This is a genomic window from Sphingomonas gei (assembly GCF_004792685.1).
In the GTDB taxonomy this organism is placed as follows: Bacteria; Pseudomonadota; Alphaproteobacteria; order Sphingomonadales; family Sphingomonadaceae; genus Sphingomonas; species Sphingomonas gei.
In genome coordinates, this window is record NZ_SRXT01000004.1 from 558,487 (window position 1) to 581,033 (window position 22,547).

Annotated in this window: 24 protein-coding genes; 11 read left to right on the plus strand and 13 right to left on the minus strand. The window is 66.1% G+C overall.

Annotated elements, in window-relative coordinates; all coding sequences use genetic code 11:
- Positions 1 to 21 precede the first annotated feature (21 nt).
- The 6 genes from hrpB to E5A73_RS12635 all read left to right on the plus strand — a co-directional run bounded on the left by hrpB (position 22) and on the right by E5A73_RS12635 (position 4,858).
- The gene (gene hrpB, locus E5A73_RS12610) at positions 22 to 2,475 is read left to right on the plus strand and encodes an ATP-dependent helicase HrpB (RefSeq protein ID WP_135964159.1); all 2,454 of its coding nucleotides are present in this window, start codon (positions 22 to 24) and stop codon (positions 2,473 to 2,475) included.
- Positions 2,476 to 2,503: 28 nt separating this feature from the next.
- Positions 2,504 to 2,785 carry an ETC complex I subunit gene (locus E5A73_RS12615; protein WP_135964160.1) on the plus strand — a complete coding sequence of 94 codons (282 nt, stop codon included), beginning with the start codon at positions 2,504 to 2,506 and terminating at the stop codon, positions 2,783 to 2,785.
- A 483-nt stretch (positions 2,786 to 3,268) separates the two neighbouring features.
- On the plus strand, positions 3,269 to 3,853 hold the full coding sequence (locus E5A73_RS12620; RefSeq protein WP_240700159.1) for a thermonuclease family protein: 585 nt from the start codon (positions 3,269 to 3,271) through the stop codon (positions 3,851 to 3,853).
- Between the two features lie 11 nt (positions 3,854 to 3,864).
- On the plus strand, positions 3,865 to 4,125 hold the full coding sequence (locus E5A73_RS12625) for a DUF433 domain-containing protein (RefSeq protein WP_240700160.1): 261 nt from the start codon (positions 3,865 to 3,867) through the stop codon (positions 4,123 to 4,125).
- Positions 4,125 to 4,448 (plus strand): DUF5615 family PIN-like protein, encoded by a 324-nt coding sequence (locus tag E5A73_RS12630; protein WP_135964162.1) that lies wholly within the window; start codon positions 4,125 to 4,127, stop codon positions 4,446 to 4,448. The genes E5A73_RS12625 and E5A73_RS12630 overlap by 1 nt, the downstream gene beginning before the upstream one ends.
- A gap of 98 nt (positions 4,449 to 4,546) precedes the next feature.
- Positions 4,547 to 4,858: a GIY-YIG nuclease family protein gene (locus tag E5A73_RS12635; RefSeq protein WP_135964163.1), complete on the plus strand. Its 312-nt coding sequence runs from the start codon at positions 4,547 to 4,549 to the stop codon at positions 4,856 to 4,858.
- A 267-nt stretch (positions 4,859 to 5,125) separates the two neighbouring features.
- Here E5A73_RS12635 and E5A73_RS12640 read toward each other — a convergent pair whose 3' ends face one another.
- The 5 genes from E5A73_RS12640 to E5A73_RS12660 are packed head-to-tail and all read right to left on the minus strand — an operon-like array spanning position 5,126 to position 7,677.
- Positions 5,126 to 5,869, minus strand: coding sequence for a hypothetical protein (locus E5A73_RS12640; protein WP_135964164.1), 744 nt, complete (start codon positions 5,867 to 5,869; stop codon positions 5,126 to 5,128).
- Positions 5,866 to 6,918: a ribonucleotide-diphosphate reductase subunit beta gene (locus E5A73_RS12645; RefSeq protein ID WP_135964165.1), complete on the minus strand. Its 1,053-nt coding sequence runs from the start codon at positions 6,916 to 6,918 to the stop codon at positions 5,866 to 5,868. The genes E5A73_RS12640 and E5A73_RS12645 overlap by 4 nt, the downstream gene beginning before the upstream one ends.
- Before the next feature lie 5 nt (positions 6,919 to 6,923).
- Positions 6,924 to 7,133, minus strand: a complete 210-nt coding sequence (locus E5A73_RS12650) for a hypothetical protein (protein ID WP_135964166.1) — start codon at positions 7,131 to 7,133, stop codon at positions 6,924 to 6,926.
- Positions 7,130 to 7,348 (minus strand): hypothetical protein, encoded by a 219-nt coding sequence (locus E5A73_RS12655; RefSeq protein WP_135964167.1) that lies wholly within the window; start codon positions 7,346 to 7,348, stop codon positions 7,130 to 7,132. Before E5A73_RS12655 ends, E5A73_RS12650 begins: the two co-directional genes overlap by 4 nt.
- Positions 7,345 to 7,677, minus strand: coding sequence for a hypothetical protein (locus E5A73_RS12660; RefSeq protein ID WP_135964168.1), 333 nt, complete (start codon positions 7,675 to 7,677; stop codon positions 7,345 to 7,347). Before E5A73_RS12660 ends, E5A73_RS12655 begins: the two co-directional genes overlap by 4 nt.
- Positions 7,678 to 7,745: 68 nt before the next feature.
- Here E5A73_RS12660 and E5A73_RS12665 point away from each other — a divergent pair, with 68 nt between their 5' ends.
- Positions 7,746 to 8,015 carry a DUF2171 domain-containing protein gene (locus E5A73_RS12665; protein WP_135964169.1) on the plus strand — a complete coding sequence of 90 codons (270 nt, stop codon included), beginning with the start codon at positions 7,746 to 7,748 and terminating at the stop codon, positions 8,013 to 8,015.
- Between the two features lie 68 nt (positions 8,016 to 8,083).
- Here the strand turns inward: E5A73_RS12665 and E5A73_RS12670 are convergent, their stop codons facing one another.
- Together E5A73_RS12670 and E5A73_RS12675 are read right to left on the minus strand one after the other, a co-directional pair.
- A complete protein-coding gene (locus tag E5A73_RS12670; protein WP_135964170.1) occupies positions 8,084 to 8,455 on the minus strand; it encodes an endonuclease domain-containing protein in 372 nt (123 codons plus the stop codon).
- A 64-nt stretch (positions 8,456 to 8,519) separates the two neighbouring features.
- A complete protein-coding gene (locus E5A73_RS12675) occupies positions 8,520 to 10,424 on the minus strand; it encodes a ribonucleoside-diphosphate reductase subunit alpha (protein ID WP_135964171.1) in 1,905 nt (634 codons plus the stop codon).
- A 587-nt stretch (positions 10,425 to 11,011) separates the two neighbouring features.
- Here E5A73_RS12675 and E5A73_RS12680 point away from each other — a divergent pair.
- Positions 11,012 to 12,616, plus strand: coding sequence for an amidase (locus E5A73_RS12680; protein WP_135964172.1), 1,605 nt, complete (start codon positions 11,012 to 11,014; stop codon positions 12,614 to 12,616).
- A gap of 9 nt (positions 12,617 to 12,625) precedes the next feature.
- On the opposite strand, the gene E5A73_RS12685 is transcribed toward E5A73_RS12680, so the two are convergent.
- Both E5A73_RS12685 and E5A73_RS12690 read right to left on the minus strand, forming a co-directional pair.
- Positions 12,626 to 13,033, minus strand: a complete 408-nt coding sequence (locus E5A73_RS12685; protein WP_135964173.1) for a DUF4345 domain-containing protein — start codon at positions 13,031 to 13,033, stop codon at positions 12,626 to 12,628.
- Positions 13,030 to 13,488: a DUF2721 domain-containing protein gene (locus E5A73_RS12690; RefSeq protein WP_135964252.1), complete on the minus strand. Its 459-nt coding sequence runs from the start codon at positions 13,486 to 13,488 to the stop codon at positions 13,030 to 13,032. Before E5A73_RS12690 ends, E5A73_RS12685 begins: the two co-directional genes overlap by 4 nt.
- Positions 13,489 to 13,575: 87 nt before the next feature.
- On the opposite strand from E5A73_RS12690, the gene E5A73_RS12695 reads away from it, so the two are divergent.
- The gene (locus E5A73_RS12695) at positions 13,576 to 14,676 is read left to right on the plus strand and encodes a GNAT family N-acetyltransferase (RefSeq protein WP_135964174.1); all 1,101 of its coding nucleotides are present in this window, start codon (positions 13,576 to 13,578) and stop codon (positions 14,674 to 14,676) included.
- Positions 14,677 to 14,773: 97 nt separating this feature from the next.
- On the opposite strand, the gene E5A73_RS12700 is transcribed toward E5A73_RS12695, so the two are convergent.
- Complete coding sequence (locus tag E5A73_RS12700) at positions 14,774 to 16,450, minus strand: acyl-CoA dehydrogenase family protein (RefSeq protein WP_135964175.1); 1,677 nt, start codon at positions 16,448 to 16,450, stop codon at positions 14,774 to 14,776.
- A gap of 46 nt (positions 16,451 to 16,496) precedes the next feature.
- Between E5A73_RS12700 and E5A73_RS12705 the strand changes: the two genes are divergently transcribed.
- Entirely contained in the window at positions 16,497 to 17,468 is a 972-nt protein-coding gene (locus E5A73_RS12705; RefSeq protein WP_135964176.1) for an L-threonylcarbamoyladenylate synthase, read from the plus strand.
- A gap of 150 nt (positions 17,469 to 17,618) precedes the next feature.
- On the opposite strand, the gene msrA is transcribed toward E5A73_RS12705, so the two are convergent.
- Positions 17,619 to 18,164, minus strand: a complete 546-nt coding sequence (gene msrA, locus E5A73_RS12710; RefSeq protein ID WP_135964177.1) for a peptide-methionine (S)-S-oxide reductase MsrA — start codon at positions 18,162 to 18,164, stop codon at positions 17,619 to 17,621.
- Between the two features lie 70 nt (positions 18,165 to 18,234).
- Between msrA and galE the strand changes: the two genes are divergently transcribed.
- The gene (galE, locus tag E5A73_RS12715; protein WP_135964178.1) at positions 18,235 to 19,233 is read left to right on the plus strand and encodes a UDP-glucose 4-epimerase GalE; all 999 of its coding nucleotides are present in this window, start codon (positions 18,235 to 18,237) and stop codon (positions 19,231 to 19,233) included.
- 371 nt (positions 19,234 to 19,604) lie between these two features.
- Here the strand turns inward: galE and E5A73_RS12725 are convergent, their stop codons facing one another.
- Positions 19,605 to 20,318: a phosphatase PAP2 family protein gene (locus E5A73_RS12725; RefSeq protein WP_135964179.1), complete on the minus strand. Its 714-nt coding sequence runs from the start codon at positions 20,316 to 20,318 to the stop codon at positions 19,605 to 19,607.
- 23 nt (positions 20,319 to 20,341) lie between these two features.
- Positions 20,342 to 22,438 (minus strand): TonB-dependent receptor, encoded by a 2,097-nt coding sequence (locus tag E5A73_RS12730; RefSeq protein WP_135964180.1) that lies wholly within the window; start codon positions 22,436 to 22,438, stop codon positions 20,342 to 20,344.
- Positions 22,439 to 22,547: the final 109 nt, after the last annotated feature.

Below are 22,547 nucleotides of genomic sequence, written 5' to 3' on the forward strand. Positions count from 1 at the left end.
TTGGGGAATTGGTTGCGCGTGATGAGCGATACTCTGCCGATCCATGCCGTTTTGCCCGAATTGCTCGCCGCGTTGCGCGCAGGCAGCAATGCCGTGCTCGTCGCGCCGCCGGGTGCGGGCAAGACCACGGCAGTGGCGCCGGCCTTGCTCGACGAGCCCTGGTGCAGCGGCGAGATTCTTTTGCTGTCGCCACGACGGCTGGCGGCGCGGGCGGCGGCCGAGCGAATGGCGGCGCTGGCCGGCGAGGCCGTGGGCAAGACCTTCGGCTATGCGACGCGGATGGACAGCAAGCGCTCGGCGGCGACGCGAGTGACGGTGATCACCGAGGGGATCTTCGTCAACCGCATCCAGGGCGATCCCGAGCTGACGGGGATATCCGCGGTTTTGTTCGACGAGGTCCATGAGCGCAGCCTCGACATGGATTTCGGGCTGGCGCTGGCGCTCGACGCGCAGGCGGCGCTGCGGCCCGATCTGCGGCTGGTGGCCATGTCCGCCACGCTCGACGGGTCGCGGTTCGCGACACTGATGGGGGACGCGCCAGTAGTGGAAAGCGAGGGGCGCAGCTGGCCGCTGGCGCATCTTTATCTCGGGCGCGCCGCCGAGGCGCGGATCGAGGACGGCATGGCCGCGGCGGTGCGCACCGCGCTGCGCGAGGCCGAGGGCGGGGTGCTCGCCTTCCTGCCCGGCGTCGCGGAGATCGAGCGGACCGCCGAGCGGCTCGGCGATTTGGGCGGCGTGGTGCTCCACCGGCTGCACGGCAGCATGGAGCCCGCCGCCCAGCGCGCGGCGATCGGGGTGGACCGCGAGGGGCGTCGGAAAGTCGTGCTGGCGACGTCGATCGCCGAGACGTCGCTGACGCTCGACGGGATTCGCGTGGTGGTCGATTCGGGGCTGGCGCGGCGGCCGCGCTACGATCGCGCGGCGGGGATGACTCGACTGGTCACCGAGCGGGCGAGCCAGGCGGCGGTCGCCCAGCGCGCCGGGCGGGCGGCGCGGCAGGGGCCGGGGGTGGCGTATCGCTTGTGGGAGGAAGCGGCGACCGCCGGGCTGCCGCGGTTCGATCCGCCCGAGATATTGGAGGCCGATCTGTCGGCATTGCTGCTCGACTGTGCCTTGTGGGGGGTCGCCGATCCGCGCGAACTTGCCTGGCTCGATCCGCCGCCCGAGGCCGCGGTGCGCGAAGCGCGGCGGCGGCTGACCGCGCTTGAAGCGCTCGACGGCGACGGCCGGCCTACGCCGCACGGCAAGGCGATCGCCCGGCTGCCGCTGCCGCCGCGGCTGGGGCACATGCTGGTCCGTGCGGGCGAGATCGGGCTGGCGAAAACCGCGGCGGAAGTCGCGGTTTTGCTCGGCGAGCGCGGGCTGGGCGGGAACGACGCCGATCTCGAGCTACGGCTGCGGCGCTGGCGGGGCGAGCGCGGACCGCGGGCGGAGAATGGGCGGCGGTTGGCGGAAAGGTGGGCCCGCCTTGCTCCCCCTCCCGGCGCGACTCCCCTCCCTGGAAGGGAGGGGGCAGAGATCGCTACTTGCCTCGCGCTCGCTTTCCCCGACCGGATCGCGCGGCGGCGGGATTCGACCGGCGAGAATTGGGCGTCGGTCGGCGGGCGCGGGTTCCGGCTCGATCCTGCCTCGCCGCTGGCGCGCTCCGAATGGCTGGCGGTGGCCGAGACGCAGGGCATGGCCTCCGGCGCGCGGATCCTGTCGGCGGCGCAGATCGACTTCGCTACGATCGAATCGCTGTTCGGGGACCGGATCGAGACGCGGCGGAGCGCCAGCTTCGACTCCGCAACCGGACGGGTGGAGGCTGTGCGCGAGCGGCGGCTGGGGGCGTTGCGGCTTTCCTCGGGGCCGGATAGCGGGCCGGTCGATACCGCGGCGTTGCTGCTCGAAGCGGTTCGCGAACATGGGCTGGCGCTGCTGCCCTGGTCCGAGACTGCGCAGGCGCTGCGGCTGCGGGCGCGGTTTGCCGGGATCGCCGCGCTGGAGGACGCGGCGCTGCTCGCCGCGCTCGACGATTGGCTGCCGGCTCTCCTTGAAGGCAAGCGGCGGCTCAATGCGGTGGCGGCTGAAGGACTCACCCAGGCACTGCAGACTTTGCTCGGCTGGGACGGGCAGAAGACGCTCGACCGGCTCGCGCCGGCGCGGCTCGAGACGCCGGCGGGGTCGAGCCATGCGATCGATTATGGCGCCGAGGCGGGGCCGACGGTGGAGGTGCGGGTGCAGGCCTTGTTCGGGCTCGCCACGCATCCGATGCTCGGCGATGGCACGCCGTTGGTGCTGAGCCTGACCTCGCCCGCGGGCCGCCCGATCCAGACGACGCGCGATCTGCCCGGTTTCTGGGCGGGAAGCTGGAGCGCGGTCGCCAAGGAAATGCGCGGGCGCTATCCCAAGCACCCCTGGCCCGACGATCCGGCAAGCGCCGCGGCGACGTTGCGCACCAAAAAGGCGGATGCAAGAAACGCCGCGGCGCGTTAGAGGCAGGGCAATCCCCACGGAGGCACCAGTGAAGACCGCCCGCATCTTTCAACGTCCGAAGAATTCCATGCAGTCCGGCCGCTCGCGGACCGATATGTGGCTGCTCGAAATCGAGCCCGAGCGTCCGCAGGAAGCCGATCCGCTGACCGGCTGGAACGGCGGCGGCGACACTTCGACTCAGGTCCGCATCGCCTTCCCGACGCTGGAGGCGGCCAAGGCCCATGCGGAGCGCGAAGGCTATGCCTATCACGTGGTGCCGGCGCCCGAACGCAAGCTCAAGCTGCAGGCCTATGCCGACAATTTCCGCTGAAGCACGCGCCGGATAGACGTGCTTGACTCGCTGGCGGGTTTTGCCGGCGGATGGGTTTGGGCAAAGTGTTGTTTCAGCGAGATTAATGCCGGGACGCGGTTGACTCGGCGCGCAGCTTCGCGCCGGTTACGCGGCACCTACGCGGCACCTACGCGGCACCTACGCGGCACCTACGCGGCACCTACGCGGCACCTACGCGGCACCTACGCGGCACCTACGCGGCATGCGCGCGTCGGGTTCGCGGCACCGAGGCTGCGGCGGGGCGGCGGGCAAAGGTGCGAAGGCGCGGCATGCGCGATCGATCGATCCGACGATGGCAAAGAGCGGACCCGGCGGCGAGTCGCCCTTGGCGTATCAGGCGAAATCCTACATTTCCAGCAGCCGGGTGACGCGCCTTCGGCCGCACCCCTGACTTGGCGACGGTAAGCCTTTGGCAGGGACATGCCGGCTAGCCTCGCACAGCGACCAGTACCGGAGAGCCGCGTGCGCCATTCCCCCGAATTCCACCGCGAGGCGGCGGCGCGCCGGCACGCGGTCCGCTGGCGCGATGCGCCGCGCCGCCGGCGTGCCACGCCGCAGGGAGTGCTCGCCGTGCTGGCGATTGCCGGCGCACTGGGGTTCGGCTGGACCAGCGCCGACCGGTTCGCAGGCGCGCGGCCGGCTGCCGCGCCTGCGGTCGATGCCGCACCGGCGCTTGCGCTCGACGCCGAGGCGCCACTGCCGGCGCGCGCGTTCGGGCTGTGTCACAGCGGCGGCGGACGCGACTGCGTGGTCGATGGCGACACCTTCTGGATCGACGGCGAGAAGATCCGCATCGCCGATATCGACACGCCGGAGACGCACCCGCCGCGTTGCGCGCTGGAGGCCGAGCTCGGCGCGCAGGCGACGCGGCGGCTGCGGGCGCTGCTGAGCGCGGGGCCGATCACGCTGGCCATGGCCGACCGCGATACCGATCGCTATGGCCGGAAGCTGCGCGTGGTGCTGCGCGGTGGCGAGTCGCTGGGCGGGATGCTGGTGGCGGAGGGACTGGCGCGGCCTTGGGAGGGGCGGCGGCGGCCGTGGTGCTGAGGGGTTTTGGGGTGGTTGACTTGACCAGCCTCACTGCGCACCTTGCGGGGATGGCGAAACAGCGCATCGTGATCGATCCCGCCGTGTGCGGCGGCCGGCCCATCGTCGCCGGGACCCGGATGCGGGTGTCCGACATACTCGACGCGCTGGCAGCCGGTGCGGGCGCTGACGAACTGCTCTCGGACTTCCCCTATCTCACGCGCGAGGATATCTCGGCCTGCCTCGCTTATGGCGCGCGGGCGGTCGACCATTCGGTGGTGCAAGCCGCCTGATGCGGTTCCTGATCGACGCGCAGTTGCCGCCGGCGCTGTGTAGTTGGTTCGCGGAGCGCGGATTCGAAGCCGAACATGTCACTGCGCGGCTCGGTGGGCAGACTGCCGACGCGGAGATCGCGCAAGTCGCGGCTGCCGAAGCGCTGGTGCTGATCACCAAGGACGATGATTTTGCACTTCGCTATCCGCCGCTCGACTATCAGCTTGTGTGGCTGCGCTGCGGCAACATCACCAATCGAGCGCTCCGCGAATGGCTGTCGCTGCGATGGGCGCCGTTGCTCGAACGGCTGGAGCAGGGCGAGCGGCTAGTGGAGGTGCGCTGAGGGGGCGGCCCAAGTGCATCCGGATTGGTGTGATCTACGTCTATTCCAGTCACCCCAGCCTTGTGCCGGGGTCTATCGGGCGTCAGGCTGGGCATCCGATGATCGAGCGCGCGCCTTGCGTCTATTTGCTGGCGAACCGCTATAACGGTGCGCTGTATGTCGGCGTGACGTCGAACCTGGTCGCGCGGATTATCCAGCACCGCGAAGGCACGTTTGACGGGCACACCAAGAAGTATGGCATCCACCGGCTGGTCTATTTCGAGACCGGTGACTCGATGGAAGGCGCGATCGCCCGCGAGAAGCGGGTCAAGCTCTGGCGGCGGGACTGGAAGCGTAACCTGATCGAGCGACAGAACCCGGAATGGAACGACCTTGCGGTTGGGCTGGGGCTGCCGCCGCTGGCGGAGTGATGCGCGGCGCGTTGGACCCCGGCCCGAGGCGGGAGTGACGGTTTGGGGTTTGGGGCGGGGCTCGCCACCGCCACCCTCCCGTCGTCATCCCGGACTTGTTCCGGGATCCATGGTGTGGCTGAGCGATGCGGCAGATTGGGTCGCGAGGTGCTGGCGGCGGGGGGTAGAAGCCCAACTTAATCCAGCTGGAGAGCTCTAGCTTGGGCGACCTTGCATTGGCTGAAGTCTAATGGTGTTCTGGAAGTTATTCACCGGACTATAAGGCGCTCATGATCTCGCAAGTTTCCCGACGATCTTGCATTCTTTGTCGCTCACCACATAATCATTATCCGAAGTAAGTACTAAAAAATTATCCCCAATCGGCCTTAATATTGCTCCAAGCGGACAGACGACCGCATTTTTTATCGCGTCTTTGTACAGCAAGCGTCTGTCAAATTGACCACTAGTTAATCCATTAAACAGGCACGTTAACAACATAATTACAATAAAATTTATTATGTGCATAGTTAAGGTCGGAATATTAATTCGGCCTGAGTACCAAACGATATAAGCCACCGTCAGAATGCTGATAAAGAAACCTATAAACGAATATGGCAAATGCCCTAACTTAAAGTAAGTTATAATTACCAGAATTAACTGGCATATTATCATCAGGCCTACCAAAAATCGAAAAAACGTTCTATCAGAATTGGCACGTTCTAGTGCTGCATCGCGCACCGGCCCTGCAGGCTTCGTATCCACCGAATCCTGCAAAGACCATGCTCCGAAATTCGCTCTATGCCAAAGGATAAAGACGATTCCCGGGGAGAGCGTAGATATATAATTGAAACCAACATTTCCAATAGATGTAGCAAATAGATCCGATGAGGTGGAGAAGGAATGCAATCTTCCGCCAAAGGAATAATAATAACCAATTAAAAATAAACTGGTAGCAATAAGATGCAAGATAGGAACAGCTATCAGCAGTTCCGCTACTGATTTTGTTCCGCTCCCAGCTTGCGACTCGCTCACTCCGCCGCGATCCCCGCCTTCGAGAACATATCCGCGCCGTCGTCCGCCTCTTCGTTCGCCGCCGGGACCTTCGCCTTTTGGCGCTTGTCGAACGAATCCCACACTTCGTTCCACGCCCCGCGCGTCGCGCCCTTCGAATACTCCGTCGCGCGCTGTTCGAAGAAATTGGCGTGCTCGACGCCGTTGAGCAAAGGCGCCAGCCAGGGGAGGGGGTGCTCCTCGATCATGTAGATCGGCTTGAGGCCGAGCTGGCCCAGCCGCCAGTCGGCGATGTAGCGGATATACTTCTTGATCTCCTTGGGCGTCATCCCGTTGACCGGGCCCTGCTCGAAGGCGAGATCGATGAAATTGTCCTCGAGATGCACCGTCGTCTGGCACATCTCGCGAATGTCGGACTTGACGCTCTTGGTGTAGCAGTCGCGCTCCTTCACGAAGGTGTGGAACAGCTTGATGATGCCTTCGCAGTGGAGGCTCTCGTCGCGCACCGACCAGCTGACGATCTGGCCCATGCCCTTCATCTTGTTGAAGCGCGGGAAGTTCATCAGCATCGCGAAGCTGGCGAACAGCTGGAGCCCCTCGGTGAAGCCGCCGAACATCGCGAGCGTCTTGGCGATGTCCTCGTCGCTGTCGACGCCGAACTGCTGCAGATAATCGTGCTTGTCCTTCATCTCGCTATATTCGAGGAACATGCCGTATTCGCTCTCGGGCATGCCGATCGTGTCGAGCAGATGGCTGTACGCGGCGATGTGCACCGTCTCCATGTTGGAGAAAGCGGCGAGCATCATCTTGATCTCGGTCGGCTTGAACACCCGGCCATATTGCTCGTGATAGCAATTCTGGACCTCGACATCGGCCTGGGTGAAGAAGCGGAAGATCTGGGTGAGCAGGTTGCGCTCGTGATCCGAGAGCTTCTGCGCCCAGTCGCGGCAATCCTCGCCGAGCGGAACCTCCTCGGGCAGCCAGTGGATCTGCTGCTGGCGCTTCCAGAATTCGTACGCCCAGGGATATTCGAACGGCTTGTAGGTCTTGCGGACTTCGAGAAGAGGCATGCGGGTTACTCCGGGACGAACTGAGAAAAAGCGGAAAAAACTGCGAACGCTCCGACAACGAAGCTGACGAAGCCCCACGTCCGGACGAGTTCACGCGACGGCGGCGGCCTGTCTGGGCGACGCTGAAAGGCGGGCTTGAGCATCATGTGCGTGCCGGACAGCATGATAAGCGTGCCTGCCACCAAGGTGAAGGCGATAGCAGGGGCCCCGTTCATGCCGCCCCCGCCATCGTCGCGACGGTCGCGAAGCCGCCGAGGAACAGCCCCAGCGCGAACAGCATCATCCCGGCGATGCGCAGCGCATAGCCGGTCGCCTCGGCCTGCGGCAGGCGCAAAGCGGCGCGGGTGAGCAACGGGCGCAGCAGCGTCGTCAGCCCGAGCGCGCCGGTGGCGCCGGCCAGTCCGGCCATCAAGGCGAGGCTCCGCGTCATTCGTGCTCGATCACCGTATTGCGGCGGCCTTCGCGGATCACGCGGTCGCGATAGACGACTCGCTTGCCGCCGCCATGCGCGCCGACGCCGAACACCACGATGCCGAGGAAATAGCCGAAATCATACCAGCCGCCATTGTTGGGCACGGCATAGACCGCGACGTCGGGCATGATCAGCGACAGGAACCACGCCACCGGGAAGATGAAGCCGTGCCACAGCCCCCACAGGAAGCCGGGCGCCTGAGGGCTCACGCCGCTGCTGACCTGGGTCGCGCATGCGGCGAGCAGCAGCAAGGCGGTGAGTGCGGCACTGTTACGTAGACGGTTCATTTCCTATCTCCTGCATCGTTCGCGGCGCTTGTGCGTTGCCGAGCCGAACCAACCCAAGGAGCGACCCAATGGCCGATACCAGCGCAATTCAAGAACATATGGAAGTCATCGGCGCCGACGGCGTCCATGTCGGCACCGTCGACAAGGTCGAAGGCGAGCGGATCAAGCTCACCAAGAAGGACAGCGGCGCCCAGGTCGAGGGTGCCGAGGGCAGCCATTCCGGGCACCATCACTATATCTCGCTCGGGCTCGTTGCCGAAGTCGAGGGCGACAAGGTCCGGCTGAGCGCCAACGCCGACGTGGCGGTGAGCTTCGAGGAAGAAGAATCCGAGGGGTGAGCTGACTCCCTCTCCCTTTGGGAGAGGGAGGGAGGCGCGCAGCGCCGGAAGGGTGAGGGCAGCGTCGCTCATGCGGCGTTGCCCTTTCCAGTTTCAAGTGCGGTCGCGACCACGGCGAGCACGCCGTCGAGATTTGCCATTACGTCGGCATTGCTGAAACGCACCACGCGAAGACCTTCGCTTGTGATCGCCGCAGTGCGCGCAGCATCATATTCGACTGTATCGGCGTGCGTATCGCCATCCACTTCGATCACCAATGCTTCCGAGAAACAGAGAATGTCGGCGAAGAACCCGCCGACGGGCGTCTGATGCCGCCATTTGTACGCCGGAAAGGCTTCGCGTAGCCCGCGCAGCAGCCGCTTCTCAGGTTCGGGCGCATCGCGCCGAAGTGCCTGCGCGCGAGGGACCGTTCCAATCGGCTGCTTTGCATAGAGGCGCATCTGCCCTCACCCTTCCGCCGCCTGCGGCGGCTCCCTCCCTCTCCCAGAGGGAGAGGGAATTAGCTCACTGGCACGCCAGGCATTCGTCATAGTCCGTGCTCTCGCCGAGATTGAACTGCGGCTTCTCGATCGTGTTGTCGGCCTCGACTCCGCCCGCGAAACCGGCGCGCTGGACCGACTTCGAGCGCAGATAGTAAAGCGACTTGATGCCGAGCTCCCAGGCGCGGAAGTGGAGCATCAGCAGGTCCCATTTCTCGACATCGGCCGGGATGAACAGGTTGAGCGACTGCGCCTGGTCGATATAGGGCGCGCGATCGCCGGCGAGCTCGAGGATCCAGCGCTGGTCGATCTCGAAGCTGGTCTTGTAGCAATCCTTCTCTTCCTGGCTGAGGAAGTCGAGATGCATCACCGAGCCGCCCTGCTCGAGGATCGAATTCCACACCGCGTCCGAATTCTTGCTCTTCTCGATCAGCAATTTCTCGAGATAGGGGTTCTTGACCGAGAAGCTGCCCGACAGGGTCTTGTGGGTGTAGATGTTGGCCGGGATCGGCTCGATGCACGCGCTGGTGCCGCCGCAGATGATCGAGATGCTCGCGGTCGGCGCGATCGCCATCTTGCAGCTGAACCGCTCCATCACGCCCATGTCGGCGGCGTCGGGGCACGGCCCGCGCTCGATCGCGAGCTGCATCGACGCTTCGTCGACCTGCGCCTTGATCTGTTTGAACATGCGCAAATTCCAGCTCTTGGCCATCGCGCCTTCGAAGGCGAGCCCGCGCGCCTGGAGGAAGCTGTGATAGCCCATCACGCCCAAGCCGACGCTGCGCTCGCGGCTGGCCGAATAGGCGGCCTTTTCCATGCCGGGCTCGGCGCGCTCGATGAAGTCCTGCAGGACATTGTCGAGGAAGCGCATCACGTCCTCGACAAAGCCCTTCTCGTCCTTCCACTCGTCCCAATTCTCGAGGTTGAGCGACGAGAGGCAGCAGACCGCGGTGCGATCGTTGCCGAGATGGTCCTTGCCGGTGGGCAAGGTGATTTCGCTGCACAGGTTCGAAGTCGAAACCTTGAGCCCGAGATCGCGGTGATGCTTGGGCATCGTATCGTTCACGTGATCGCTGAACACGATGTACGGCTCGCCGGTGGCCAAGCGGGTCTCGACCAGCTTCTGGAACAGCGCGCGCGCATCGACCTTGCCGCGCTCGCTACCGTCCTTGGGGCTCTTGAGCGACCATTCGCCGCCGTCGCGCACCGCTTCCATGAACGCGTCGGGGATGAGCACGCCGTGGTGTAGATTGAGCGCCTTGCGGTTGAAGTCGCCCGACGGTTTGCGGATCTCGAGGAACTCCTCGATCTCGGGGTGCGAGATGTCGAGATAGCAGGCGGCCGAACCGCGGCGCAGGCTGCCCTGGCTGATCGCGAGAGTCAGCGAATCCATCACCCGGACGAAGGGGATGATCCCGCTGGTCTTGCCGTTGAGGCCGACCGGCTCGCCGATGCCGCGGACATTGCCCCAATAGGTGCCGATGCCGCCGCCGCGCGAGGCGAGCCAGACATTCTCGTTCCAGGTGTCGACGATGCCGTTGAGACTGTCGGGCACCGAATTGAGGAAGCAGCTGATCGGCAGGCCGCGACCCGTCCCCCCGTTCGACAGGACCGGGGTGGCGGGCATGAACCAGAGCTTGGAGATGTAGTCATAGATGCGCTGGGCGTGCGCGGCATCGTCGGCATAGGCCGAGGCGACGCGGACGAACAGGTCCTGATAGGTCTCGCCGGGGAGGAGATAGCGATCCTTGAGCGTCTCCTTGCCGAACTCGGTGAGCAAGGCGTCGCGCGAATGATCGACTTCGAGCGTGTAGAGCGACGGCGAGATGCTGCGGGTGTCCTGATCCTTGCGCGGCTTCGCCTTGGTCTCGGGGGGCGTGGCTTCGGCGACAATATCGTTCACGCTGTTTTCCGTGTCCCTGAATTCCATGGCATCCGACCCTTTTCGACTCTGCACGCGCCTCCTTCCGGGAGGCTCGGTGCGACTCGGGGCGGCTCGGCAATGATACGCATCGCCAAGGCTGCGCGCGAGAACAAAATACGAACTCAGCGCCGGCAGCCGAACACGACAGAACCTGTTCCGCATATGGGGATGCGGAAGGGGTTCTACCAGTGATTGAGCCTGCCCCTTAGTCTTACCACTACAGATTGTGCCAAACCGAGTCCGGGCACAAGCGTTAAATCCAATCTTAACTACACGCTTCGTCGCTAAAATGACTCGGTTCGCAGGCGCCGGCTGCCGCGACGCATGGTCAATCCTCGGGTCCTGCAAAGGCAAGAGAACACAGCGCGAACTGCAAAAATATACTGGGGGAGGAATCGGTGGACACAATGGGTAGTGTGTTCTGCCCTTTCCGTCGCGCAGCGGGGAGGAAAGAGGGGGTGCTGATCGTTCCCTCGCTGGCGCCCGGCGCATCGACAGTTTGCGACTGCGCGCAAGCGGCGGCACGATGGCGGTTTATCGGCGCTTGAGCCCGTCGCGTCAGCCACTTAGGCTGCGCGTTACGCGAAGGGGGAATGCGGATGCGGACGGGACTGCTGGCATTGGCGATGGTTCTTGCGGCGCCGGCGATGGCGCAGGAGGTCATGACACGCGGAAGGCCGTCCTCCGTCGCGTCCTTCCAGGAAAAGTCCATCGACGAGCAGCAAGCGATGATGGCCTCGGGCGAGCAAACCAGCGAGCAGATCACCGAGCTATATATCGAGCGGATCAGGATGCTCGACCAAAACGGCCCGACCTTGCGTTCGGTGATCGCGGTATCGCCCAACGCGATCGAGCAGGCGCGCGCCAGCGATGCGCGGCGCAAGGCGGGCAGGCTGCGCGGGCCGCTGGACGGCATCCCGGTGCTGATCAAGGACAATATCGACACCAAAGAGCTGCCGACCACCGCGGGCAGCCTTGCGCTGGCTGACAACCGGACCAATCGCGACGCGCCGATGGTGGCGCAGTTGCGGGCACAGGGCGCGGTGATCCTCGGCAAGACCAATCTCAGCGAATGGGCCAACATCCGCTCGAACCATTCGATGAGCGGATGGAGCGCGGTCGGCGGGCTGGTGAAGAACCCCTATGCGCTGGATCGCACTGCCTGCGGCTCGTCGAGCGGTTCGGGCGCGGCGGTGGCGGCGAGCCTCGCCGCGGTCGCAGTGGGGACCGAGACCGACGGTTCGGTGGTGTGCCCCGCGGCGATGACCGGGCTGGTCGGGCTCAAGCCGACATTGGGGCTGGTCAGCCGGACGCATGTCGTGCCGATCAGCCATAGCCAGGACACGCCGGGGCCGATGGCGCGCAGCGTCAAGGACGCAGCCATCCTGTTCTCGGCGATGGTCGGCAGCGATCCCAAGGATGCGGCCACCAAGGGGGCAGACAAATACCGCCGCGACTATGCCGCCGGGCTTTCGGCGGACGCGCTAAAGGGGGTGCGGGTCGGCTATTGGAAGCCCGAGATGGACGAGGTGCTCGCCGCGCGGTTCGACAAGGCGCTGGACGAATTGCGCGGCGCCGGGGCGATCCCGGTCGAAGTGAAGATGCCCGAATTGAAGGGGCTCGGCGATGCCGAGAGCGAAGTGCTCTACACCGAATTGAAGGACGATCTGGCGGCGTATCTGGCGAGCACGCCGGCGTCCGAGGTGCGGACGCTGGCCGACGTCATTAAGTTCAACGAGGCCAACAAGGCGGCGGAGATGCCGTTCTTCGGGCAGGAGAGCTTCCTCAAGGCCGAGAAGACGCGCGGGACGAAGGATGCCGAATATCTCGGCGCGCGGGCGAAATCGGCGCGGCTGGCGGGGGTCGAGGGGATCGACGCGATGCTCAAGGCGGCGGACGCGCAGATCCTGGTGTCGCCGACCTATGGCACGCCGTGGCTGAGCGACCCCGCGCATGGCGACCAGTTCAGCGGCCCCTCGGCGAGCGAGCTTCCCGCGGTGTCGGGCTATCCGCATCTCACCGTGCCGATGGGGCTGGTCGAAGGACTGCCGGCAGGGCTGTCGTTTATCGGGACCGCGTATAGCGACGGGCTGCTGCTGAATGCGGGCTATGCCTATGAGCAGGCGACGCATGCGCGAGTGGCGCCGCGGTATCTGCCGAGCGTGCCGGCCGATCTGGGGCCGCGGAAAGTTCGATAACGGAGTAGTTCAGTCGGCGGCCCGAAACCGCTTCGCCACCCGCATCTGCCAGAGCAGCAGCAGCGGCAGCTCGACCAGTTCGATGCCGAGCCCGATACGGTGGCCGAGCGACGGCATGCCGATCGCGACCAGCGACAGCAGCCGGAACAAGCCGCCGATGAACACCATCAAGGCGAGCAGCCGGAGCCGCGGTCCCTTGCGCTCGACCGCAGGGATGCACGATGCGAACAGCAGCAGCATGCCGAGGAACAGCCCCGACACGTAGCGGAAATGGCTGTCGAGATCGGTGGGGACGACCGGCGGATGGCCGAGGAAATGCGGGCCGCCGGTGACGCCGGCGATCGCGGCGCTGAGCGGCAGCAGCAGGGTTATCGCCATCACGCCCTGGAGCAGGCGCTTCTCGGCGAGTGGAGTCACTTGCTGTCGAGCTCGAGCAATTCCTGCCGGACATGGATCGCGCCGAGCGACATGCGGACTTCGATCAGGAAATAGATGAGCCCGGCCATCAGCAGCAGCATCGAGACGACGAACGCCACCGCGACGATTGCCCCGACATGGAGCGCGAACAGCCGCGAGACGAACATCAAGGCGACGACGAGGCAGATGGCGAGCGCGCTCGACACGCACAGGAAGATCGCCTGGTTGATCACCGAGATGCGCCGGTCGATCAGCCGCAGCTCCCAGACATGGCGGTCATGCTCGGGCCCGGTCGAGCGCGGGTGGATTTCCTCGAGATTGCGCGCCCGATCGACGATCCGCGCCAGGCGGCCGACCATCACGTTGAGGATCGCGCCGATGCCCGCGAGCAGGAACACCGGCGCGATCGCGCTCTGGATCGTGTCGGAGACAGTCGAAAGATAGGGGCCTGACATCATCGGGTGTTTATGACGGGCTCGCGCGGGCGAGCGCAAGCGGGTTAATCTACCGGTTGGTAACCGGTCCGGGCGTAGGAAAGCGGGATGACCAAGCCGATGCCGCTCGATGAATTCACGCGCCTGCCGCCCACGCTGACGGTCGATTGCGTCGACGGGCTGGCGGCGGGGATCGACCAGGTGGCGGCGCACGCCGCGCAATCGCGCCGTTTCCTGCGCTATGGCTGGTTCGCCGCGGCGCTGCAGGCCTATGGCGGCGCGGCGCGGACCCTGACCGTCACCCGCGAAGGCGAACCCGCCGCGGCGCTGCCGATCGTGCGTACCGGGCCGGGCTGGCTCGGGCTGGCGAGCGTGCCCGGCTGTTATTGGCCGTTCCGCAGCTTTCCGGTGCGCTCCGACGCCGGAGTCGAGGTGGGGGAGGCGCTGCTCGCGCGGCTGGCGCGCGAAGCCAATGCGCTGCGGATCGGCCCGATCTATGACGGCGATCCGGCGCTCGAACTGCTCAAGGCCGCGGCGACCGCGAAGGGCTGGGCGGTGCTCGACCGCTTCGTCGCGGAGAGCTTCCTGCTCGATATCGCAGCGCTGCAGGCCGAGGGCACCTGGCCGCGTAACTCGACGCTGCGGAAGAACCGCTTCCACGAGAAGCATCTCGGCGAGCATGGCGCGCTCGACTGGCGCTTTGTCTCGGGTGGGGATTGGGATGCGGGTGCGTTCGACGCGCTGGCCGAGATCGAACGCAAGAGCTGGATCGCGGCGCGGACCGACGGTTCGGACGCCAAGTTCACTCGCGAAGGCCATGGCGGCTTCTGGCGCGCGGCTTCGGCCGATCCGGTGGTTGCCGGGATGATGTGGGCGGCGATGCTGCGCGTCGACGGCGCGCCCGCGGCCTTCTCGTTCGATCTCAACGCCGGCGCGCTCAAATATGCGATCGCCAACAGCTACGATCCCGCCTTCGCCAAGCATTCGCCGGGCAAACTGCTTTACTATCGCAACCTCGTCCGCGGGATCGAGGATGGTATCACCACCGTCGACTGGGGCGCGGGCGACAGCGGCTACAAGCGGGTGATCGGCGCCGAGCGCGGCCCGGCGATCCGCGACTGGCTGTTCGTGCGACCGGGGCTGCCGGCGCTGGCGGGGCGGATGCTCCGCGGGGTGTGGCGGCGCAGCGGGCGGGCGGAGCTCAACTAAACATGCGTCACCCCGGCGAAAGCCGGGCCCCAGGGTAACAAGCGACGTCCCAAGTGGGTCTGGATCCCGGCTTTCGCCGGGATGACGCTGGAGGGTCTCAGGCCGCGAACGCCTCGGCATCGATCGCGTAGAGCAGGTCCGCCTTCGCCATCGCGGCTGCCTTCAGCCCCATGGCCTCCGGCACGATCTGCTCGACATAGAAGCGCGCCGCTATGGCCTTCATCCTGAGGAACGCCGGATCGCCTTCCAAGCGTACCGCGATGCGACCCTGCTGCTCCATCAGCCAGCCGCACACCGCGACCGAGAGCATCGTCAGGAAGGGATAGCTCGCCGCCAGCCGATCGTCGGTATCCGAGGCGAGCAGGTTGCGGCCGACTTCCTCGCAGGCGTCGATCAGCCGGGCGAGCTCGCCATCCTCGGCATCGCCGCGCATCTCGGCGAGCAGACTGAACAGCGTCCCGCCATTGTCCATGCCCAGCTTGCGGCCGACGAGATCGGCGGCCTGGATGCCGTTGGTGCCTTCGTAGATCGGGGTGATGCGAGCGTCGCGGAAATGCTGAGCGGCGCCGGTCTCTTCGATATAGCCCATTCCGCCATGGACCTGCACGCCGAGGCTGGCGACCTCGTTGCCGAGATCGGTGGCGTGCGCCTTGGCGAGCGGGGTGAGCAGTTCGACCCGCGCCTTGGCGGCGGCATCGCCGGCATGGCCGCGATCGAGCTGGCCGAAGGCGTAATAGACCAAAGCGCGCGCCGCCTGGGTCTGCGCCTTCATCCGCAGCAGCATGCGGCGGACATCGGGATGCTCGACGATCGCGGCGGGCGCGCCGGCGCGGACGCCCTGGATGCGATCGCGGGCATAGGTCACGGCGCGCTGGGTGGCGCGCTCGGCGACCTGGACACCCTGCAGCCCGACATTGAGCCGGGCGTTGTTCATCATCGTGAACATCGCGCGGATGCCGCCCATCTCGCCGCCGATCAGCTCGCCGATGCAATCGTCGTGGTCGCCGAAGCTGAGCACGCAGGTCGGCGAGGCGTGGAGACCCATCTTGTGCTCGATCGAGATGACGCGGACGTCGTTGAACGCGCCGTCGGGGCGGATCTTGGGGACGAGGAACAGCGATAGGCCCTTGGTGCCCGCAGGCGCGTCCGGTGTGCGCGCGAGGACGAGGTGGACGATGTTGTCGGCCATGTCGTGATCGCCGAACGAGATGAAGATCTTGGTGCCCTTGATCCGGAACGTCCCGTCGCCGACCGGATCGGCCCTGGACTTGAGCGCGCCGACGTCGGACCCCGCCTGCGGCTCGGTGAGGTTCATCGTGCCGGTAAATTCGCCGGTGGCGAGCCTGGGCAGATAGAGCGCCTGCTGCTCGGGCGTGCCGTGATGGACGAGCGCCTCGATCGCGCCCACCGTCAGGATCGGCGCGAGCGCGAAGCCCATATTGGCGGTGCCGAGCGTCTCGAGCACGGCGATCGACAGGCTGACCGGCAGGCCCTGGCCGCCGAACTCGGCCGGGGAGCCGATCGTGCCCCAGCCGCCCTCGACATAGGCCTTGTACGCCGCGGCGTAGCCCGGGGGCATCGTCACGCCTTCTTCGCTCCATTTGGGGCCATGGGTATCGCCGAGCCGGTCGAGCGGCGCCCATTCACCCGCGGCGAAAGCGCCGGCGCCTTCGAGCACTGCATCGGCCAATTCGCCGGCCTCCGCGCTGATCTCGGACAGGCGGACGATGTGATCGAGTACGAAGCGCTGCTCGGCAGTGGCGGGAGTGAACATCAGGCCTCTCTTGTCGTCTTGTTTGCCGCGCTATAGCGCCCGTCGGGTGAGCCCGACAAATCCCCGCATCTTACCCTACGGCGAGGCCGCAATTGCCGAAGCTGCTGCGCTGATTCGCGCCGGCGGGTGCGTCGCGGTGCCCACCGAGACGGTCTATGGGCTCGCCGCCGATGCGAGTGATTCGCGGGCGGTGGCGGGGATTTACGCGGCGAAGGGGCGGCCGAGTTTCAATCCGCTGATCGTGCATGTCCCCGATCTCGAGGCGGCGGAGATCGTGGCGGTGTTCGACGATGCGGCGCGGGAGCTGGCGCGGCGGTTCTGGCCGGGGCCGCTGACCTTGGTGCTGCCGGTGCGGCGGGAGGCGGGGATTTCCTCGCTGGTGACGGCGGGGCTCGATACGATCGCGATCCGGGTGCCCGACCACCGGGCGATGCAGGCGTTGCTCGATGCGAGCGGAGTGCCGCTGGCGGCGCCTTCGGCCAATGCCAGCGGGGGGATTTCGCCGACGCGGGCCGAGCATGTCGCGAAGAGCCTGGCCGGGCGGATATCGCTGGTGATCGACGATGGGCCGACGAGCGCTGGGATCGAGTCGACGATCGTGATGGGACGGACGATCCTGCGGCCGGGGCCTTTGAGCCGGGCAGACTTGTTCCCCTGCGAAGGCAGGGGCCCAGAATCGCCAGGCGACTCGCTTGCCAACCCTGGGCCCCTGCCTTCGCAGGGGAACAAGATTACCGCACCCGGCCAACTCGACAGTCACTACGCGCCGGGCAAGCCGCTGCGGCTGGGCGCGACGATGCGGCGCGCGGGCGAGTGGCTGATCGGGTTCGGCGCGGTGCCCGGGGACGATACGCTGTCCATCCGCGGCGACCTAGTCGAGGCGGCGGCGAATCTGTTCGATGCGCTGCACCGCGGGGATGCGTCGAAAGCGACGGCGATTGCCGTGGCGCCGGTGCCCGAGAGCGGGATCGGCGTGGCGATCAACGATCGGCTGCGACGGGCGGCGTTTCCGCGCTAACTCCCCTCCCTGAGAGGGAGGGGTAGGGGGTGGGTGCGAGCCGAAGGCGAGCCCTCCGAGCTGCTCGAAGAAAAGAAAAGGCCGGGCATCGAGCCCGACCTTTTCTGACCCACCCCTTGATCCCCTCCCTTGCAGGGAGGGGCGAAAAGGTCAGGCCGCTGCATTTTCCTTGAGCCGGTTGGCGAAGCTCTTGCGCAATTTGCGCAGCTTGGGCGGGATCACCGCCATGCAATAGGGGCTGCTCTGGCCTTCGCCCTGCCAATATTCCTGATGGTAATCCTCGGCGGGATACCATTCGGACAGCGGCTCGATCGTAGTTACGATCGGCGCGGGCCAATCCGCCGCCGCGCGCGAAATCGCGGCCTTGGCTTCGGCTTCCTGTTCCGCGGAATGCGGGAAGATCGCCGAGCGATATTGCGTACCGACATCGTTGCCCTGGCGGTTGAGCTGGGTCGGGTCGTGCGTCGCGAGGAAGATGTCGAGCAAGTCGCCATAGCGGATCTGGTCGGTGTCGAAGGTGACCCGGATCGCCTCGGCATGGCCGGTGTCGCCGCCGCAGACCTGCTTGTAGTTCGGGTTGGCCACCTTGCCGCCGATATAGCCGCTCTCGACCTTGCTCACGCCGATCACGTCGTTGAACACCGCTTCGGTGCACCAGAAGCATCCGCCGGCGAGGGTTGCGATTTCCTGAGTCATTTTGATCTCCTTTGCTTCCAAATGTAGGGGCGGCGCGTCTATGCGCAATCGCGACCACGGGAGATGATGCATGCGCGACGGTAGTGTGTTGGTGACGGGCGGGGCGGGCTATATCGGCAGCCATGCCGTTCTGGCGTTGCTCGATGCGGGCTGGAAGGTCGTGGTGGTCGACAATCTCGTTACCGGGTTCGACTGGGCAGTCGACCAGCGCGCCAAACTGGTCGTCGCGAATATCGAGGACGAGGCGACCATCCGCGCGACGATGCGGGACGAGGGCGTGATCGCCGTGATGCACTTCGCCGGATCGGTGGTGGTGCCCGAGAGCGTGAGCGATCCGCTCAAATATTATCGCAACAACACCGTCGCCAGCCGTTCGCTGATCGAGAGCGCGGTGGCATCGGGGGTCAAGCATTTCATCTTCTCGTCGACCGCCGCGACCTATGGCATCCCCGAGCAGGTACCGGTGTCCGAGGACAGCCCGAAGTCGCCGATCAATCCGTACGGCATGTCCAAGCTGATGACCGAGTTCATGCTGCGCGACGTCGCCGCGGTGCATCCGATCAACTACGCCGCCTTGCGCTATTTCAACGTCGCCGGCGCCGATCCGCAGGGCCGCAGCGGCCAGTCGACCGCAGGCGCCACGCATCTGATCAAGATCGCCGCCGAGGCGGCGACGGGGAAGCGCGCCGCGGTGTCGGTGTTCGGCACCGACTTCGCCACCGAGGACGGCACCGGGGTGCGCGATTACATCCACGTCACCGATCTCGCCGCGGCGCATGTCGACGCGCTCGACTTGCTGATCGCGCGGCCCGAGGAGAGCCACACGATGAACGCCGGCTATGGCCGCGGGTTCTCGGTGCTCCAGGTGCTCGACGCAGTCGACCGCGTGACCAACCGCACGATCGAGCGCAAGCTGGAGGGTCGCCGCGCGGGCGATCCCGATGCGCTGGTCGCGGACAACAGCAAGATATTGAGCACCTTGCCGTGGCGGCCGAAGCACGACGATCTTGAAGGGATCGTCAAGGATGCGCTGGCGTGGGAACGCAAGCTGGCCGAGCGCGAGGGCTGACGCGGATCGGGGCGCGTGCTATATCGCGTGTGCCGTGAACATCGAACCGCGCCACCCGCTGCTTCCGCCCCCGGCATGACCGAGGAGGAATGGGACGCTCTGCGCGACGCGCAGGCCGACGCGGACATCGTGGCGGGGCGATTGATTCCGCACGAGAAAGTGATGGAGTGGGTCGCTAAATGGGGCGCTCCCGATGACACGCCAATTCCGCCTGAGTGGCAAGGGCGCCGCTACCTTAACTGTCACCCCGGCCTTGTGCCGGGGTCACTTGCCGCGGGAACTTCAGGCGTAAGTGGCGACCGGCTCCTCCGGAGCCCGAGCGATTCCAGTGCTGCTCGATGGACCCCGGCACAAGGCGGGGTGACGGATGATCAGGGCGTCCTCGCGAACAGCTTGAGCTCCACGCCCCACCACAGCAACGCCCAGCAGGCACCGAAGGCCCAGCCGGCGAGCACGTCGCTGGGCCAGTGGACGCCGAGATAGATGCGGCTGACCCCGATCAGTCCGACCAGCAGCATCGCCACGGCAAGCACGAAGCCGCGCATCCGCCAGCCGCGGACCAGCGGGAACAACAGGGTCGCCAGCGTGAGATAGACGATCGCGCTGTTGGCGGCGTGGCCGCTCGGGAAGCTGTGCGAGGTCTCTTCCATCAGCCGGTCGACCAGGTCGGGGCGCGAGCGGGCGATCACTGCCTTGACGAAGGTGACTGCCAACCCACCCAGGCTGGTCGCGGCGACGACGAGCAATGCCGAACGGAACCGCCCCTGCAGCGCGAGGAAGCAGGCCGTGACGACCACGACCATCGTCAGGATGGTCGAGCTGCCGAGCGCTGTGACGTCGCGCACCGCCGAGGGCAGCCAGTGCGGCCCGAGCGGCTGTCCGGGATGGCCGGGGACGCGCATCGCGAGCATGACCACGCGGTCGAGCTCGGCGGTGTCGCCGTCCATTATCTCGTGCCCGAACCAGACCAGCCCGAGCAGCAGCAGCGCCACCGCCGCCAGCGCGACGATCGGCCAGGGAATACGCCGCGACGATGCGGCTTCGGACTTGAGTCCAGTGACGGGCTGGGGCGGCGGAGTCTCCATCCGCCCCTAATGCCGCATCGAGGCTAGAGTTGCACTCGCAAGGTCGCGCGCAAGTCGCGGCCGGCGAGCGGGGCATAATCCTTGAGCACGCTGGTATGGCGCCGGGCCTCGACATCGAAGATATTGTTCGCCGAAAGCATCAGGCTGGTGCTGGAATCCGCGCCGAACGGTTTCCACGAGATCGATGCGTTGATCAGGGTAAATCCGCTGGTCGGCGTCTCGAAATCGGTCACGCGATCCTGCTTGAAGCTGTGCTCGGCTTCGATGCGCCCGGTGAGTGCATCCGACTGGGCTTCGAGCCCGCCCATCACGCGCAGCGGCGGGATGCGCGGGACGGGGCCCTGGTCGATCAGCTCGGCATGGACGAAGTCGGACAATGCGTCGGCATTGATCGCGAAGCTGCCCAATTGAGCGAGCCGCGCCGAGCCTTCGATTTCGAAGCCGTAATAGCGCGCATCGGCCTGGTTGTACTGGAACACCGGCAGGCCATCTTCGGTCGCCCCCGTCGGCGCGTCGTAGATATAGTCGCTGAACCGGTTGTAATAGGCTGCTGCCGACAGGCTCCAGCCGTCGCCGCTGCCCTTGAGCGTGGTTTCGACGCCCCAAGCCTTTTCGGTGGAGAAATCGGGGTTGCCGATCTCGAATGCCTGGGTGCCGGCATGCGGGCCGTTGGCGAACAATTCCTCGGGGGTCGGGGCGCGTTCGCTGCGCGAGACATTGACGCCGAAGCGCAGATGATCGGCCAGCGCATAGCTCGCGCCGAGCGACGCCGACAGGCTGTCGAAGCTGCGATCATAGACCGGGTTGCCGATATCCGCATCCGCCTGCGCCCGCAGCGCGCTATGCTCGTAGCGCAGCGCCGCCTCGGCCTTCAACGCGCCGAAATCGAGCGACTGGAGGGTGAACAGGCCATATTGGTCGGCCTGATTGCGCGGCAGGAACTTCTCTTCGCCGACGATGCGCGTGGTGCGCGTCGAGAATTGGCCGCCGGTGACGCCTTCCCACTCGCCATGGGTTTCCTGGACCAGTTCGAGCCGGCCCTCGAGCCCCTGGCTGTAAAAGGTCGTGCCGACTTCGCCGGTATCCTCGATTTCGCTGTGCCGGTAGTCGGCGGCGGCGAGGCGGACGCGGATCTGGTGGATCCCCGCGCTCTCGGTGGTGATGTCGCCGCGCACGTCGAGGCGAGTCTGCTTGGCGTGGAGCTGGACCGCTTCGGCCTCGACCGACGGATCGAGCGAATAGCGGATCGGCACGCCGTAGAGGCTGTCATAGCGCGACACCGAAAAGCCGAGGCTGCCGCGGTCGTCGACGATCGCCGCGCCGCCGGCAATGTCCCAGGTCCGCGCGGCGGTGTTGGGGACCTCGCCCTTGAGGCTGGCGAGCGCCTGGACGTCGGGGTCGGCGCTGGCCGCAGCCTGCGCGCGCAATGCGGGAGTCAGGACATAGCCGCCGCTGCGCAGGTCGCCGGTCTTCGAATAGCTGCCATCGGCGTGGACGACGAGCTTTCCCGCGACGGGAACGTCGGCGGCGCCCGAGACGGAGCGCTCGTCCGACGCGCTGCCATAGGTCGCCATGCCGTCGAAATGGAGCGGGCTCTCGGGCAAATGGCGCGGGATGCGGCTGTCGATCACGTTGACCACGCCGCCGATCGACGACGGGCTGAACAGGAGCGCCGACGGGCCGCGCAGCACTTCGATGCGGTCGGCGGTGAGCGGGTTGATGATCGCGGCGTGATCGGCCGAGGTGTTCGACACGTCGATGCTGCCGATCCCGTCGATCAGCAGCCGCGCGCGATCGCCGGTGAAGCCGCGCAGCACCGGGCGCGAGGCGTTCGGGCCGAAGGATGTCGCCGAGACGCCGGGCTGCGAGGCGAGCGTCTCGCCGATCGTCGGGCGCATCTCGCGGGTGAGTTCCTCGGCGGCGAGGATCGTCGTGCCGCCGAGCACATCGGCAGTGGCGCGGGCGCGGGTGCCGGTGATGACAACTTCCTGGCCGGGCTGGTCGTGATCCTGACCGCTGGTTGCGGGCGCATCCGGAGATGTCGCCGGCGACGGCCTGTCGTCGGCGTGCGCCGGGAGGGCGATCAGAGTGGCGGTGGCGAGCAAGAGAGTACGCAGCATGGAAGTTCCCGGACTGATAGGACGTGCTGCGCTGCGGTAGCTGCGATGATATATAGTATCAAGGGATTTTGTCGCTCACGAAGCACGGCCAATCGATTCACCGGCCTCG

What these genes read in the sequence shown, in the direction of transcription:
- E5A73_RS12665 (WP_135964169.1), top strand. Translation starts at nt 7,746, where the DNA reads ATGGCCGATACCAGCGCAATTCAAGAACATATGGAAGTCATCGGCGCC.
- E5A73_RS12635 (WP_135964163.1), top strand. Translation starts at nt 4,547, where the DNA reads ATGATCGAGCGCGCGCCTTGCGTCTATTTGCTGGCGAACCGCTATAAC.
- galE (WP_135964178.1), top strand. Translation starts at nt 18,235, where the DNA reads ATGCGCGACGGTAGTGTGTTGGTGACGGGCGGGGCGGGCTATATCGGC.
- E5A73_RS12675 (WP_135964171.1), bottom strand. Translation starts at nt 10,424, where the DNA reads ATGGAATTCAGGGACACGGAAAACAGCGTGAACGATATTGTCGCCGAA.
- E5A73_RS12660 (WP_135964168.1), bottom strand. Translation starts at nt 7,677, where the DNA reads ATGAACCGTCTACGTAACAGTGCCGCACTCACCGCCTTGCTGCTGCTC.
- msrA (WP_135964177.1), bottom strand. Translation starts at nt 18,164, where the DNA reads ATGACTCAGGAAATCGCAACCCTCGCCGGCGGATGCTTCTGGTGCACC.
- E5A73_RS12725 (WP_135964179.1), bottom strand. Translation starts at nt 20,318, where the DNA reads ATGGAGACTCCGCCGCCCCAGCCCGTCACTGGACTCAAGTCCGAAGCC.
- E5A73_RS12645 (WP_135964165.1), bottom strand. Translation starts at nt 6,918, where the DNA reads ATGCCTCTTCTCGAAGTCCGCAAGACCTACAAGCCGTTCGAATATCCC.
- E5A73_RS12700 (WP_135964175.1), bottom strand. Translation starts at nt 16,450, where the DNA reads ATGTTCACTCCCGCCACTGCCGAGCAGCGCTTCGTACTCGATCACATC.
- E5A73_RS12630 (WP_135964162.1), top strand. Translation starts at nt 4,125, where the DNA reads ATGCGGTTCCTGATCGACGCGCAGTTGCCGCCGGCGCTGTGTAGTTGG.
- E5A73_RS12650 (WP_135964166.1), bottom strand. Translation starts at nt 7,133, where the DNA reads ATGAACGGGGCCCCTGCTATCGCCTTCACCTTGGTGGCAGGCACGCTT.
- E5A73_RS12690 (WP_135964252.1), bottom strand. Translation starts at nt 13,488, where the DNA reads ATGTCAGGCCCCTATCTTTCGACTGTCTCCGACACGATCCAGAGCGCG.
- E5A73_RS12655 (WP_135964167.1), bottom strand. Translation starts at nt 7,348, where the DNA reads ATGACGCGGAGCCTCGCCTTGATGGCCGGACTGGCCGGCGCCACCGGC.
- E5A73_RS12670 (WP_135964170.1), bottom strand. Translation starts at nt 8,455, where the DNA reads ATGCGCCTCTATGCAAAGCAGCCGATTGGAACGGTCCCTCGCGCGCAG.
- E5A73_RS12680 (WP_135964172.1), top strand. Translation starts at nt 11,012, where the DNA reads ATGCGGATGCGGACGGGACTGCTGGCATTGGCGATGGTTCTTGCGGCG.
- hrpB (WP_135964159.1), top strand. Translation starts at nt 22, where the DNA reads ATGAGCGATACTCTGCCGATCCATGCCGTTTTGCCCGAATTGCTCGCC.
- E5A73_RS12695 (WP_135964174.1), top strand. Translation starts at nt 13,576, where the DNA reads ATGACCAAGCCGATGCCGCTCGATGAATTCACGCGCCTGCCGCCCACG.
- E5A73_RS12730 (WP_135964180.1), bottom strand. Translation starts at nt 22,438, where the DNA reads ATGCTGCGTACTCTCTTGCTCGCCACCGCCACTCTGATCGCCCTCCCG.